15 protein-coding genes are annotated in these 13,988 nt (G+C 40.6%); 2 read left to right on the plus strand and 13 right to left on the minus strand.

Features of this window, described 5'->3' with window-relative positions; translation table 11 throughout:
• The first annotated feature begins 137 nt into the window (after positions 1 to 137).
• Positions 138 to 818 carry a metal-dependent hydrolase gene (locus AC4PHI_RS12570; RefSeq protein WP_492200172.1) on the plus strand — a complete coding sequence of 227 codons (681 nt, stop codon included), beginning with the start codon at positions 138 to 140 and terminating at the stop codon, positions 816 to 818.
• Between the two features lie 120 nt (positions 819 to 938).
• Here AC4PHI_RS12570 and comGG read toward each other — a convergent pair whose 3' ends face one another.
• The 9 genes from comGG to AC4PHI_RS12615 all read right to left on the minus strand — a co-directional run bounded on the left by comGG (position 939) and on the right by AC4PHI_RS12615 (position 6,217).
• Positions 939 to 1,298, minus strand: coding sequence for a competence type IV pilus minor pilin ComGG (gene comGG / locus AC4PHI_RS12575; RefSeq protein WP_492200173.1), 360 nt, complete (start codon positions 1,296 to 1,298; stop codon positions 939 to 941).
• Entirely contained in the window at positions 1,246 to 1,701 is a 456-nt protein-coding gene (gene comGF, locus AC4PHI_RS12580; RefSeq protein WP_492200174.1) for a competence type IV pilus minor pilin ComGF, read from the minus strand. Before comGF ends, comGG begins: the two co-directional genes overlap by 53 nt.
• Complete coding sequence (locus tag AC4PHI_RS12585; protein ID WP_492200175.1) at positions 1,694 to 2,026, minus strand: hypothetical protein; 333 nt, start codon at positions 2,024 to 2,026, stop codon at positions 1,694 to 1,696. The genes comGF and AC4PHI_RS12585 overlap by 8 nt, the downstream gene beginning before the upstream one ends.
• Positions 2,001 to 2,450, minus strand: coding sequence for a competence type IV pilus minor pilin ComGD (comGD, locus tag AC4PHI_RS12590; RefSeq protein WP_492200176.1), 450 nt, complete (start codon positions 2,448 to 2,450; stop codon positions 2,001 to 2,003). Before comGD ends, AC4PHI_RS12585 begins: the two co-directional genes overlap by 26 nt.
• On the minus strand, positions 2,447 to 2,761 hold the full coding sequence (gene comGC, locus AC4PHI_RS12595; protein WP_492200177.1) for a competence type IV pilus major pilin ComGC: 315 nt from the start codon (positions 2,759 to 2,761) through the stop codon (positions 2,447 to 2,449). The genes comGD and comGC overlap by 4 nt, the downstream gene beginning before the upstream one ends.
• Positions 2,758 to 3,783 carry a competence type IV pilus assembly protein ComGB gene (gene comGB / locus AC4PHI_RS12600; protein WP_492200178.1) on the minus strand — a complete coding sequence of 342 codons (1,026 nt, stop codon included), beginning with the start codon at positions 3,781 to 3,783 and terminating at the stop codon, positions 2,758 to 2,760. The genes comGC and comGB overlap by 4 nt, the downstream gene beginning before the upstream one ends.
• Positions 3,764 to 4,780 carry a competence type IV pilus ATPase ComGA gene (comGA, locus tag AC4PHI_RS12605; RefSeq protein ID WP_492200179.1) on the minus strand — a complete coding sequence of 339 codons (1,017 nt, stop codon included), beginning with the start codon at positions 4,778 to 4,780 and terminating at the stop codon, positions 3,764 to 3,766. Before comGA ends, comGB begins: the two co-directional genes overlap by 20 nt.
• A 132-nt stretch (positions 4,781 to 4,912) precedes the next feature.
• Positions 4,913 to 5,635 carry a YebC/PmpR family DNA-binding transcriptional regulator gene (locus AC4PHI_RS12610; protein ID WP_492200180.1) on the minus strand — a complete coding sequence of 241 codons (723 nt, stop codon included), beginning with the start codon at positions 5,633 to 5,635 and terminating at the stop codon, positions 4,913 to 4,915.
• Between the two features lie 75 nt (positions 5,636 to 5,710).
• Complete coding sequence (locus AC4PHI_RS12615; RefSeq protein ID WP_492201602.1) at positions 5,711 to 6,217, minus strand: VanZ family protein; 507 nt, start codon at positions 6,215 to 6,217, stop codon at positions 5,711 to 5,713.
• Between the two features lie 143 nt (positions 6,218 to 6,360).
• On the opposite strand from AC4PHI_RS12615, the gene AC4PHI_RS12620 reads away from it, so the two are divergent.
• Positions 6,361 to 8,163 (plus strand): M3 family oligoendopeptidase, encoded by a 1,803-nt coding sequence (locus tag AC4PHI_RS12620; RefSeq protein WP_492200181.1) that lies wholly within the window; start codon positions 6,361 to 6,363, stop codon positions 8,161 to 8,163.
• A 72-nt stretch (positions 8,164 to 8,235) separates the two neighbouring features.
• Here the strand turns inward: AC4PHI_RS12620 and AC4PHI_RS12625 are convergent, their stop codons facing one another.
• From AC4PHI_RS12625 to adhE, 4 genes are all read right to left on the minus strand, one after another.
• On the minus strand, positions 8,236 to 9,495 hold the full coding sequence (locus AC4PHI_RS12625; RefSeq protein WP_492200182.1) for a C40 family peptidase: 1,260 nt from the start codon (positions 9,493 to 9,495) through the stop codon (positions 8,236 to 8,238).
• A gap of 138 nt (positions 9,496 to 9,633) precedes the next feature.
• Positions 9,634 to 10,155 carry a rod shape-determining protein MreD gene (gene mreD, locus AC4PHI_RS12630; protein WP_492200183.1) on the minus strand — a complete coding sequence of 174 codons (522 nt, stop codon included), beginning with the start codon at positions 10,153 to 10,155 and terminating at the stop codon, positions 9,634 to 9,636.
• The gene (gene mreC, locus AC4PHI_RS12635) at positions 10,155 to 11,018 is read right to left on the minus strand and encodes a rod shape-determining protein MreC (RefSeq protein ID WP_492200184.1); all 864 of its coding nucleotides are present in this window, start codon (positions 11,016 to 11,018) and stop codon (positions 10,155 to 10,157) included. Before mreC ends, mreD begins: the two co-directional genes overlap by 1 nt.
• Before the next feature lie 179 nt (positions 11,019 to 11,197).
• Complete coding sequence (gene adhE, locus AC4PHI_RS12640) at positions 11,198 to 13,861, minus strand: bifunctional acetaldehyde-CoA/alcohol dehydrogenase (RefSeq protein ID WP_492200185.1); 2,664 nt, start codon at positions 13,859 to 13,861, stop codon at positions 11,198 to 11,200.
• Positions 13,862 to 13,988: the final 127 nt, after the last annotated feature.

The raw sequence follows: 13,988 nt of genomic DNA on the forward strand, positions 1-13,988 counted from the left end.
TGCTTATCTTTTGTCCCACTAAAGCTGACATTTAAAGAGAAGGACTTCCCGCAAAGGGGGTTCTTCTCTTTAACTTTGAGTTTTTTTTAGATTTTTCCTATAATTGATGTGAAGCGTCAAGAAAGGATGAGGAACGAATGAAAGTAAGTTGGCACGGCCACTCCGTAGTAAAAATCATCACTTCTGATGAAAAAGTCATCTTGATCGATCCTTTTATAACTGGTAATAGCTTATGTGATTTAAAGGCAGAAACTGAACAGGCAGACTTCATTTTATTGACCCATGCCCACAACGACCACGTGGGGGACACGTTGAGCATCGCAAAAAAAACTGGCGCTCTAGTGATAGCCAATGTGGAATTAGCAGATTTTCTCGAATCTCACGGCTTAAACACTCACGGCTTACAGCCTGGCGGAAGTTATATTTTCCCATTTGGCAAGGTGACCATGACACCGGCCATCCATAGCTCAAGCTACACCGATGCTGACGGGATAAATCATCCTTTGGGAATTGCCACCGGCTTAGTAATTAATCTTGAAGGAAAAACCATTTATCATGCTGGAGACACGGCACTTTTTTCAGATATGCAGCTAATCGGCAACAAATTTTCCATTGATCTAGCTTTCGTTCCTATTGGGGATAATTTTACCATGGGACCAGAAGATGCTGTTCAGGCAGTCAATTGGTTGAAACCTCAAAGGGCGGTACCGATTCATTACAATACCTTCCCCTTAATTAAACAAGACCCGCAAATATTTGTGAATGAGTTGGGGGATGTGGGGATAGTGCCAAAAATCGGCGAATCACTTCCCTTATAACTTAAGAAAAAAATCGGTAAATCAGTATAAAATGTAAAGAAATCCCTCGCTATCAGTAAGCTTTTCCAAAGACTGCTGATAGCGGGGGATAAATTATAGATGAATCTATACAAATTTTCATTATTCCTTTTTGTGAAACATTATTTTTGATTCCTTTGTATTTAAAACTGCCACCAATTTTATCTGATGAGGCTCAACTTTATAGGTCACTTTTCCCTGATTGAATTCAATGGTTCCTTCTCCCTCCATCTCATTGGCTTCAATCCATTGGACAGACATTTCCTTTAAAATTTTCATCTGATAAAACTTTTTAGTTTGAATCATCATGGACTGCTGATGGAAGAATTGGCGATAAATCATTTGAAACACAAGCAAATACATCGAAAAAAGTACAATGACTGACAGCAAGATTCCACCGGTATATGACTTATGGGTCTTGCTTTTTTTCGAGGCAGATCCTGCCTTGTTTCCTCTCACCATTCAACAACTCCACCTTTATTTCTATCATACCTGTTTCAACTTCCTTGAACTGAACTTTCTTCACCTGAAGCAGTAGGGGATGGTGCCCTAGGTTTGTTGATTTTCTAACCATTTGACCTTTATAGTAATGTTCGATTTTTGTGCGTTCAGTTTTGTTTTCCGGTTTCTCCTCAATGAGTTTCAAATAGTCTTCCCCTACTTCAACTAAAGTCAAGTTTGATAGTTCATTGCTCAGCTGGTTTAAAAACAAGTGCCACTCCATATGTTTTTGGGTAGCATCATCCTCAGTTATCTGCTCAAGTCCCTTTAGCAGTCCTGTGAAAAAGGAACAGGTCAATAAGAGCACCAGCAATGCTACCAAAGCTTCCAACAAGGTGAACCCTTGAAAATGTCGTCTATTCATAAATTTTAACACTTGCCAAAGTCTTCTGATGTTCATCAACAATCGCAACACCTGTCAATCTGCCCCGCTGCTCCTCTGCTCTCAAAAAAATGGTCCCCTCTTCAACGACAATACTTCTTTGCTCTATTTTTTTTGTGACATTAAACTCCTCTGTCATTTCCAACAAATACCGGTAATAATCTACCTGATGCTGCAATCGGGCTTCTTCTTTTTTCATAAACAGCAGTAATGGCACTAAGTTCATCACCAGCCAAAGCAAAACAGCAAATGCTGTAATACTTTCTAACAAGATGTATCCTTTATAGTTTTTGAATTTCTTTGACAAGCTTGCCACTTCCCAACTGAATTTTATAAATAACCAGCTCTTTTGCCGCTGTATTAGAAAAATTAAAAGTCTTCATGTCTTTGGTGTTGCTGCTGGTATCCTTGATTTGGATTGAAAACTCAGCCAATGTATTCACTTCTGGAGGGATGGACAAAGAAACCCACTGCTGTTCGGCCGCCAAATCTCGGTAAATAAAAGCAATTTCTTTTTTCTTCCCCCATACATAAATCGTACAGGGCATGGAACTTGTCACTGCCGATAATTGGGTCCGGTGATAATAAGCTTCAAATTCGCTGAAAAAGTAAGCGGCAGTCATTTTTTCCCGCCACCGGTGAAAAGACAGATAGGGCAGACCTAACATGACGGATACAACTAACAGTACCAGCAATGACTCAATAAGGGTGAAACCTCTATAGCGTCTCATTCTGCTTGAAGCTTAATTTCGCTTTTTTGCGCCTTGTCCGATTGGTCTTGCGTTAAATACTTCTTAGCCACTAAATTTTCATAGGTGAGTCCACCTTCCTCATCATTCATCAAAAATAATTCAACTTGGGATTGCACTACCTTCGTCAATGCCTCATTTCCTTGTTTAGTTATCTTTTCTCTTTGAGACGCCAGATTGGGGATAAAAATCAAGATTAACGTTGCAATGACAAATAGAACTATCAACATTTCAATCAAAGTAAAACCTGAATAACTTTTCTTTTTATCACAATATGTATTAAACAGTTTCATATTAACCCCTCCATACTTTGATAAATCGGCAGCAGCAAAGCACTATAGACAGCAATTATCAGCAATGCAATCACCAAGAAAATGATTGGTTGGAGCCACTGAGTCCCTTTTTCAATCTTCTGCAGTAAGTCTTCCCATAATTTTGTTCCGTAAATCATCAATTCTTCCCCCAGTCTTCCTTTAGCTTCTCCTTGCATGATGATTTTGCCGAAACCTGGAAGGAAAAATGTCCAACTGTTAATCTGTGTCACAATCAATTCACCCGACTCCAATTTGTTCTGCAAGACTTCGCCAATTTCTTGCATAAACAATGTATTCCCCTCTTCTGTCATAATCACCAAAACTTGGCGCAGCTCAATGCCCTGACTCAGCAATTTTCCCCACTCATAGGCAAAAAAAGATGTATAATAATACTGTAAAAAAACTTTCACTAATGGAAAATGCATATAAAATGTTAATTTTTTTATTTGAGAGTTCTTTCTCAGCAACATTTTTGTTGATAAACCCGCTAAACACAGCACTACCGCAACTCCCAAAGTCACATAAGGAATATTTTGAATAAACCAAATACCTAAATTATCATCACCGGTCGTCTGCGGCATTTGCGGTAAAAGGAGCCAATTCATGCCCATAATCATACTGAATAAAAAGCACATCAAAATCAGCGGATAGGTCAAAATTTTATACAAACTTTGCTTTTGTCTTTCCTTGTCTTTCATCTGTGCTGCCACTCGAGAAAAAGTGCTGATCAAATCTCCATGTTTCTCCCCCAAATTGATTTGAGCAACATACTTGTCAGAAAACCCCAGTTGCTGAAAGCCCAGATAAATCGCATGACCGCCCAAAAACAACCGCTCCATTTCCATCAGTGAGACTGCTTCTTTCGGATAAATCAGTGTCATGAAGCGCAAACTTTCTTGAAAAGTAAAACCATTCTTCAATAAATCTGCCAAAAGAGCAACCACAGTCAGCTGAAATTTTTCAGACATTTTTTTCGGCATTTTAGAAGCGGTACTGGTCATAGGTCTGACTGCTGATATACCCAAGAGCCCACGTTTTCCGAAGTTTCTTTTGAAAGTCCTCTTTCTTTTTTTGCGTCTTGACAAGCAACCGGCCCCCTTCATAGTAAAAAACATCAAATAAAACCGCACTTTTTTGATTCGGACAGTACACAGAACATTTCCCCTCGCAATAAGGACATTTAACCGGCAATATTTTTTGGTAGATCACTCCTTTCAAACACTGCTTTAAATCTTCTTGATTGACTCCCAACTCCAGCAATCGAAAAAGGACACTGTGCTTATCAATCCCATGAATCGTCGAAAAAATACGATGCCCGGTCAAAGCACCTCTGACTACAGCCTGTGCAGTCTGTTGATCCCTGATTTCTCCTACAATCATCAAATCAGGACGGTGTCGCAAGCAAACCTGCACTAAGTCATCATAAGTCAGTTCGATTTTTTCATTCGTCTGGAGTTGTAAAAATTCGGGACACTCTATCTCTACCGGATCTTCAATAGTGATGACCTGTTTTTGAACACTGGCAAAATCTCGAGCTAAAGAGTACATAGTGGTAGATTTCCCCGATCCTGTGGCTCCCGCAAACAAAAACAACCCGCTTCCGGCAAGACTCTTTTTAAGTTTTTCGTATTCTTTTGGGAAAAATAAATGAAAAGCCGATTCTTCCAAAAGATCATGGAGAAAACGAATAACTAATGTTTCTTGATAACGGTAGTTGGCAACAGCCGACAAACGCATCCTCCGTTTGCGCCCCTCAGCGGTCACAAAACTGGCGGAGCCGATTTGAATCCGTCTCTTTTCTCCTACATCCATATTTGCAGAATATTTCAGATACAAAATCAACTTCTCAGCGAAAGCTGCTGTTACATACTCATAGACACTTTTTTGCTGATGAACACGAAAAGCCAACTCATAGCGCTCAGCAGCAGGAAATATATACAGATCACTTGCATTCAATCGAAAAGCTTTTTCCCATAACCGATTCACATAATCTTTCATAGTTTATTACCTCTTCATCCTAAATTTATGGAAGAAAGATGAAATCCCGCTAAATTTTTGCCTTAAAATAAAAAAATAAGCTTTGTTTGATGGCGTAATAACCATAAAACAAAGCTTATTATCAAATTAATTTTAAAAAGCTGCCGAAGTAAATACTTCCGAGATATCGTCATCATCTTCTAATGCGTCAATCAAGTTTATCAATTTCTCTTTTGCGTCCTCGGCTAATTCTATTTCTGTTTGGGCGACCATGGTCAACTCAGCTTGTGCCAAAGTATATTCAGCAGCCAATGCATCCCGCACCTCATTGAAATCTTCTGCTTCACAGTAAATCTCGAAAACTTCTTCAGAGGTTTCCAGATCCTCTCCACCGGCTTCCAAAACACTCATCAGCATCGTTTCTTCATCCACATCCAAACCATCACGTTCAATGGCGATATACCCTTTGCGATCGAACATGTAACTTACCGAACCTGTTTCGCCTAATGAACCGCCATTTTTATTAAAGGCTACCCGTACATTCGTTGCTGTCCGGTTACGGTTATCCGTCAGAGCGTACACCAGCACTGCTGCACCATCTGGTCCGTAGCCTTCATAGGTTACTTCATCATAATGCTCTCCCTCACCAGAAGAAGTTGCTTTTTTTATGGCACGATTCACATTGTCATTCGGCATATTGGCAGACTTGGCTTTATCTAAAACTAGTCTTAAAGACGGATTAGAAGTTGGGTCAGGTCCACCACTTTTTGCTGCCATGTATATTTCTCGAGATAATTTTTGGAAAATTTTGCCGCGCTTTGCATCTTGCGCAGATTTTCTTCCCTTGATGTTATTCCACTTGGAATGTCCTGCCATTCTCTCCACCCGCTTTCTTTATTATTTAAACCGTTACTATCATAGCAAATTTCGTTTTCAGAAGCAAAAATTGTTTTACTTTTTCTTGCGCCACTGCCTGATTAAGGAAAACAACAGACACAAAACGATTCCTGTCAAAGCTCCTATGCTGTCCAGCAACACATCTTCGAACATGGGGGTCCTTCCGCCGGTCACCATCTGATGAAACTCATCCAGTCCTGCATAGCCGGTAGCAGCCAGCCAACTGACAACACCGGGGAGAAAAGTCGCCTTCATTTTGATCTGCAACCCTAAAAACCACAGACTGCCTAAAATGAAATAACTCAGGAAATGTGCACCTTTCCTGAGAAAAAATTCCACAAATTGAAAATATCCGTTTTTTTCGATACTGACCACACTTCCCCCGTAGGTGATTTGCCAGCCAGACAAAGTCTCTTTAAAAGGTTGATTCTTTAATAGTTTTTCCAGCAAACCGATTTGCGACTGTTCTTCATAGGTCTGAGAAGAACTGATAAATAAAATCCCCATCACCACAAATGCAAGGATAATATATAAATTACCATTTTTAACTGCTTTTTTAATCACCGCTACCACCTCTCCATCAATTATCCTACACGAGTACCCTTGAGGATTCAATGCTTATCAAAAAATAATAGCCGATCTAAGTTTTTTTGAAAAAAATAGCCTATAATGGAAATGTAACTATTTGAATTAGGAGTGATACGATGAACTATTCTTTAACTTGGGACTTAGAATCAATTTTCCCAGGCGGGACGGAATCCCCTCAACTTGCAGCTAGACTTGATAAGCTGGAAAGTCAAATCAATGACCTTGCAGGTACCCTCAAAAAATGGCAGCCTTCTGAAGATGTGCCAAACTTCAGCGGTCTTGGGTCTATATTAGATTCAGTTGAAAAAATTGAAAATGGGTTTGCCCAAACCGGCAGTTTTATCACGGCTGTGCAGTCAGCTGATATTCACAATAAAAAAGCCAACGCCTTGTTGGGTACTTTACAAAATTATGCCGCAAACTATCAAAACGTTTATAACGACTTGATGAAAAAACTGACGGCCTTATCTCCAGAGGAATGGAACCAATTGGAAAACACTCCTTTGGCTGGCCGGCAAGGTGTTTTATTCAATCTGAAAGAGTTGCGTGAAAAAGGCAAACAGCTGCTGACTGAAAAGGAAGAACACATCATTAATCAGTTGGCTATTGACGGTTTCAACGCTTGGAGCTTGCATTATGACACCATTGTTGCCAGTGTGGAAATTGAGTACGACGGCGAGAAACTTTCTGCCGGCCAAGCATTTAACCGCATGACAGGCGACCCGAACCCTGCCGTTCGAAAAGAATTATTTGACCTATGGGAGGAAAATTGGGCAGATAAAGCTCCCTTGTTCGCAGACACTTTAAATCACCTGCAAGGTTTCCGGCTGATGAATTATCAGCTGCACGGTATCGAAGACTATCTGGAAACTCCGCTAAAATACAACCGCATGAAAAAAGAAACCTTAAATGCTATGTGGCAGACAATCTCGGCAAACAAACAAACCTTCGTTGATTTTTTAACTAGAAAAGCACAACTGTTTGGGAAAGAAAAGATGGCTTGGCAAGATCAGGATGCCCCGGTCATTCTAGGCGATTTGAAAGAAACACGCTACACTTTTGATGAAGCAGCAGACTTTATTATCGGAAATTTTGAGAAATTCAGCCCGAAAATGGCTCAGTTTGCACAAGAAGCTTTTGAAAAAAGCTGGATTGAAGCGGAAGACCGCCCTGGGAAAAGACCCGGCGGTTACTGCACAGGTCTGCCTGAAACTGAAGAATCCCGTATCTTTATGACTTACAACGAGTCAGTCAATGAAGTCGCTACCTTGGCTCATGAGCTGGGACACGCCTTTCACAGCCATGTCATGTGGGATCTCCCGGGCATCAGCCAACATTACGCCATGAATGTAGCAGAAACTGCCAGTACCTTTGCTGAACTGATCGTAGCTGATGCAGCCTTAAAACAGGCTGAGACGGACACTGAAAAAATAAATCTCTTGGACAGCAAGATGCAAAATGCTATTGCGATGTTTATGAATATTCATGCCCGTTTCATTTTTGAAAATAATTTCCATGAAGCAAGAAAAGAAAAAGTATTGTCTGATGAAGAAATCACTGAATTAATGTTGACCGCTCAAAAGGAAGCCTATCAGGATTCCCTTGAGACATATCATCCTCATTTCTGGGCAAGCAAACTTCATTTTTATATTGACGATGTGCCGTTTTATAATTTCCCTTACACATTTGGCTATCTATTTAGTATGGGCATCTATGCTTTTGCTAAAAAAGCCGAGGGAAATTTTGAAGAAAACTATATTTCTTTGTTGCGGGACACCGCTTCGATGAGTACCGAAGAGCTGGCTAAAAAACATTTGGGAGTGGACTTGACCCAAGCAGAGTTTTGGCAGGCTGGTATTGATATTGTTAAACGGGACGTTGAGGAATTTATGACTTTAACTGAAACTTACATTCAATAAGAACCTAAACTTTCAAAAAGTTTCCACAAAAAAAGAACTCTCCGATAAAGAGAGTTCTTTTGATTTTTTGAATTATAGTACACGGACTGCAAAGCTTGGAGCATACCAAGCAAAGTTGCTGTAGCATACTGTTTGTCCTGGTGCTGGTGCATGGATATAACCTGACCCGCCCGTTGAGATTGCTACGTGAGTAGAACCTCCCGGAGGTCCCCAAAACAGTAAATCTCCCGCTTGTACTTGAGATAAGGAAATCCTTACTCCTGCACTTTCTTGTGGCACTGTCCATCCGCCGATTGATTTTCCTGCCGCTACACTAAACACATAACCAGTGAAGCCTGAACAGTCAAATGAATCTGGTCCTTTTGCTCCCCATACATATGGCTTGCCAACATGTTTCGCTGCTTCTGCCAATATGGCGCCTGCATTCACTGACGTTCCTGGTGCTGGTTCTGTTGGTGTCGGATCTGGTACCACAGGGCTTGGCGCGGGATTTTGTGCTCCGCCTCCGCTTCCACTTCCGGGACCAGGATTGACGACATTATTTCCGCTTGGCTGTTGCGTATTTCCAGCTGTCTCTGGTGCTGGTTGAGCAGCCTGTTGTTGTGCTGCTGCTTGTTGCGCTTCCTCCACTTGACGAGCCTGTTCTGCAAGTGCTCTTTCAGCCGCTTCTTTTTCAGCTAACAATTCAGATTTTTTACCTTCTTCAGATGTTTTCTCTGCTTCAATGGTACTTACCAAAATCGTCTGCTGGTATTCTTGCTCAATCAGAACACCTTTTTGCTGTTCCAATTCAGCTGCATTTTCTTCAATTGTTGCCAATTTAGTTTCTGCATCAGCTGCTTTATCTTCAACTGCTGCTTTGTCTTTTTCCTGTTCTTTCAGCAAATCATTGTTTGCTGCAACTAATCTGGCTGTTGCCGCTACACGTGTGACTGCATCGGAAATCGTTTCTGCAGATAATACAGCTTCCAAGTAATTTGAAGAAGCTTCTCCTGTCTGAACCGCACGAGCCTGTTCTTTGATCTTTTGGTCACGCTTTTCAATTTTGACTGTCAAAGCCGCAATATCTTCTTTGAGAGTTACCAACTCATCATTCAAGGCTGCTTGCTCCATCTGTAATTTTTCTGCTTTGCTGCGGATACTATCCATATTGGCTCTTAATGTTGCTAGCTGAGCCTCTGCTGCTGCTGCCTGATTAGCCAACTCGTTGATTTTTTTATCTGAGGCTTCAATTTTATTATTTACTTCATCAGCACTAACTGTTGCAGGTATCGTCACACTTCCAAGTGCTAGACCACTTACCAATAAAACCGATAAAATTCTCTTCTTCACAGTGTCATTCCTCCGAATTTTTGTTTAGTCCATCTTGATTTATATTCATTTAACAAATAGCATAATTGTTTCATCGACTATTAGAAATTCTAACACACTATCATGACAATGGCATAATAGAAATATTACAATAACATTTCATACTCGGTGGCTTTTTTCTGATATTTTTTTTATCGGATAAGCTAAGAGAATAAATATGGTCATGTTCATCAGCAGGGTCGGCCCCAACTGAGTGGAAATAAATCCTAAAAGATTTCCTTCAATCAAATTAAAGATGACTTGTATAAAATAAGCACTACCGTCCATGATGGTAATAAAAATCACCAAACTCAAAAGCAAGGTAGGTATAGTCGGCTCGATGTACTCAAAAACTAAATAAACCAGTAAAACTGTTAAAGGCAAAGAAACGGTGTTAATACCTAAAATACTGTAGTAATAAGTATCAAAGACCAGTCCGAGGACGATGGACGTGACCACCATGTAGGTTTTCGAATAAAACAAACTCCCCAAAATCAAGCCCAGCAGCATAAAATGACTGATAAAAAAAAGTTCTCCTCCTGTGAACAGTCTTAAAATATTACTGATCTGACTATCCATCAGCATAGCAAGCAGCACTAAAATCGGGAGCAGAATCTTCATCACTTCTCTTTTTTTCTGCATCACTGGCCACTTCCCACTACACGTTTTACCACGGTGACCACTGAAATATCATACAAAGAGGAGGCAGGAGACACATACACTTCCTGTTCCAGCCCAAAACTCGTCGGTTCAACCTTTGTTACCGTGCCTACCATCAGTCCTTTGGGCGAGCTTGTCCCCAAGCCTGAAGTCAGCACCTTGTCTCCTTTTTTTACACCTTTGACAGACGTAAGTTGTTTAACTACCAACGCACTTTCTTCTTCCGAGTAACTTGACATCAAACCAAACACTGACTCTTCCCCTTCAGGAGTAATCATCACTGGGAAATGGTTAGAATTTTGATTCGTTGACGTCAACAACTCAACTTTGGCGGATGTGTCATTCACTACGATGACCCGCCCGATCAGACCGCTGCTTCCCATCACGGGCATATTTACTTCGATGCCATCCCGCTGTCCCCGGTCGATGATTAAAATATCCTGCCAATCATCTGGCGAACGGGTAATCACATTAGCAACGATTTTTTCGTTGGTAGTCAATGTTGCTTGCAGTGCTAACTGGTCTCTTAATTCTTTATTTTCTTTTTGTAAAATTTCATTTTCACTTTGCATGGAAGCATAGGCATCCAGCCGTTCTTTCAGCTGAACATTTTCCTCATAAGTCCCTAAGAGATTACTGACTGACTGGACACTTCTTTCGATCGCACGGACCGGATATGATAAGCCTTGATCGACAGTTGCCACCAAATCGCTGATGACTGACTGGACAGGGCCAGAAGAATCTTCATTATCTCTTTGCATCACACTTAAACTAACTAAAAATATGATAATGATTGCCAAAATAATGGCAATAATAATCTTTTTGCTTGAATTAAATTTTTTCACATTTCCACCCCGAGTCCTAGTCCCTATCTATCTAATCTAGCAAACAATCTCTATCATTCTAACATGATTTTTTTTCCTTTTCTACTGACGGCAGAGAAAATTAACAAACTTTAAACAATCCGCTGAAATCAAAAAAACACACAAGTTAACAGATAACTTGCGTGTTTAAATGTGTCTGATTATTCACCATGATAAGCTTTGACGATAATCTCTTTCAGTTCGCTAATCAACGGCTCTTTAGGGTTTGCTGTAGTACATTGGTCAAGGTAAGCCAGCTCTGCCAACTCGTCGGCTTGTGCTGCCAATTGAGCTTCCGTTACATTTTGCGCTTTAAAGCTCATATCGATACCAACAGACTGACCAAGCTCTGTCACAGCAGTTGCTAATGATTCTACCAACTCTTCCACTGTATTTCCTTTAAGACCCAAGTATCTTGCAATCTCAGCATAGTCCTCATGTGCTCTAAAGTAATCATATTTAGGGAACATCGCATGCTTAGAAGGATCTTTTGCATTATAACGGATCACGTGCGGCAACAGAATAGCATTTGTTCTGCCATGCGGGATATGGAAAGCAGCACCGCATTTGTGAGCGATAGAGTGACAAATACCTAGAAACGCATTGGCAAATGCCATACCAGCTAAAGCTGAAGCGTTATGCATTTTCTCACGGTTTTCCTCATTAGGACGCAGGCAAGAATCTTGCAGGCTTTCAAAGACTAATTTGATTGCTTGTAAACTCAAACCGCGGGTATAGTCAGATGACATCACTGAAACATAAGATTCGATGGCGTGAGTCAAAACGTCCATTCCTGTGTCGGCAGTAACTGATTGAGGCACTGAATAGACAAACTGCGGATCAATAATCGCAACATCAGGTGTCAATGCATAATCTGCCAACGGATATTTTACCCCAGTTTCACTGTCTGTAATAACAGCGAAAGGTGTCACTTCAGAACCTGTTCCAGAAGTCGTAGGGATACAAACAAAGGTTGCTTTTGATGCCTCAGGAATCTTGTAAGTTCTCTTACGGATATCCAAGAATTTTTGTTTAGCACCAAAGAATTCTACATCTGGATTTTCAAAGAACATCCACATACCTTTAGCAGCATCCATCGGCGACCCGCCCCCTAGAGCGATGATGGTATCCGGATTGAACGCACGCATTTGTTCAGTCCCTCTGTTCACCGTGTTGGTTGAAGGATCAGGCTCAACGTCAGAGAACACTTCAACAGTCACACGGTTGTCACGTCGGTTCAATGCATCTATGACCCGGTCCACATAACCGAATTTGACCATACCTTCGTCACAGACGATAAACACACGCTCAACGTCTTTCATTTTTTCAAGGTAGTTTAAAGAATTTTTTTCAAAATATATTTTTGATGGAAGTTTGAACCATTGCATATTATTTCTTCTCTTTGCGATTGTTTTTGTATTGATCAAGTTAACAGCTGAAACGTTTTTGGATACTGAGTTCTTACCGTATGAACCACATCCAAGAGTTAAAGAAGGAAGCATTTCGTTATAGATATCTCCGATACCGCCTTGAGCTGCTGGAGAGTTTACCAACACACGGCAAGCTTTCATTTTCAAACCAAATTTGATTTGCAAATCATCATCTTGTGTATGGATGACTGCAGTGTGTCCCAAACCAAATTCTTGCATGTTCTCGCACAGTTCAAAGGCATGCTCTCTGTTGTCAGCCTTGACCATAGCCAATACTGGAGAAAGTTTTTCCAATGATAATGGATAATCGATTCCTGTACCATCTAATTCTGCCACCAGCATTTTAGTGCCTTCAGGTACGTCTATCCCAGCCATTTCTGCGATTTTTGTTGCAGCCATTCCTACGATTGCAGGGTTTACTGCTGCTTTTGATTCATTCATCACAGTGTCTTCCAATTTACCCAGCTCATTAGGTTTTACAAAATAAACTTGGTGAGAAGCAAATTCTGCTTTGACTTCATCGTAGATTTCTTTATCTACAATCACGCCTTGTTCAGAAGCACAAATCATCCCATTGTCAAAAGTTTTTGATACGATTACGTCATTTACTGCACGTTTGATGCGTGCTGTTTTTTCTATATAGACAGGTGTGTTTCCTGGTCCCACACCTAAAGCTGGTTTTCCAGTTGAATAAGCCGATTTGACCATTCCTGCACCACCTGTTGCCAGAACGATTGCCACGCCTGGGTGGTTCATTAAACCATTAGTTGCATCTAAAGACGGGTGCTCGATCCACTGTACACAATCTTCAGGAGCTCCTGCTTTGATTGCAGCGTCTCTTACGATGCGGGCAGCTTCTACCGAACATTTCTGAGCACTTGGGTGGAAGGCAAAAATAATCGGATTTCTAGTTTTCAATGAAATCAAAGATTTAAAAATCGTTGTAGATGTTGGGTTGGTTGTCGGTGTCACACCACAAACAACTCCTACCGGTGATGCGATTTCTACGATGGCATGCTGCTCATCTTCACGTATCACACCAACAGTTTTATCATATTTGATGTTGTTCCAAATTGATTCGGAAGCATACATGTTTTTGATTGCTTTATCTTCATAAACACCGCGTCCCGTTTCTTCAACCGCCATTTTCGCTAGAGGCATATGGGCATCTAAAGCTGCCATTGCCATTTGGTGAACGATGTGGTCCACTTTTTCCTGATCAAAATCTTCCATCGCCTCCAATGCGACGTTACCTTTTTTAACCAGTTTGTCGATCATTTCCTCTACGGATTCTTCATGTTTATTTTCAAGTGTTACTGTGACAGCAACATTACCTTCAGTTACTACTTCAGTTCCGCTGACTTGCTCAATCTTTATATCTTTTTTCTTACCCATGTCAGACCCTCCATTTGTTTGTTAAGTATTTCACAATTAGAACTATACACGATTTTCTTTTAAAAGTAAACCATTTTTGTGAAATTTTTAACAAGAAACCGTTTTTATTTTGAAATCAACGAAAAAA

Source organism: Vagococcus sp. QWL-13 (assembly GCF_058683555.1).

Coding starts and splice junctions, on each gene's coding strand:
- AC4PHI_RS12570 (WP_492200172.1), top strand. CDS start 138: ATGAAAGTAAGTTGGCACGGCCACTCCGTAGTAAAAATCATCACTTCT.
- AC4PHI_RS12620 (WP_492200181.1), top strand. CDS start 6,361: ATGAACTATTCTTTAACTTGGGACTTAGAATCAATTTTCCCAGGCGGG.
- comGD (WP_492200176.1), bottom strand. CDS start 2,450: ATGAGACGCTATAGAGGTTTCACCCTTATTGAGTCATTGCTGGTACTG.
- comGC (WP_492200177.1), bottom strand. CDS start 2,761: ATGAAACTGTTTAATACATATTGTGATAAAAAGAAAAGTTATTCAGGT.
- comGG (WP_492200173.1), bottom strand. CDS start 1,298: ATGGTGAGAGGAAACAAGGCAGGATCTGCCTCGAAAAAAAGCAAGACC.
- adhE (WP_492200185.1), bottom strand. CDS start 13,861: ATGGGTAAGAAAAAAGATATAAAGATTGAGCAAGTCAGCGGAACTGAA.
- comGF (WP_492200174.1), bottom strand. CDS start 1,701: ATGAATAGACGACATTTTCAAGGGTTCACCTTGTTGGAAGCTTTGGTA.
- comGB (WP_492200178.1), bottom strand. CDS start 3,783: ATGACCAGTACCGCTTCTAAAATGCCGAAAAAAATGTCTGAAAAATTT.
- mreD (WP_492200183.1), bottom strand. CDS start 10,155: ATGCAGAAAAAAAGAGAAGTGATGAAGATTCTGCTCCCGATTTTAGTG.
- comGA (WP_492200179.1), bottom strand. CDS start 4,780: ATGAAAGATTATGTGAATCGGTTATGGGAAAAAGCTTTTCGATTGAAT.
- AC4PHI_RS12610 (WP_492200180.1), bottom strand. CDS start 5,635: ATGGCAGGACATTCCAAGTGGAATAACATCAAGGGAAGAAAATCTGCG.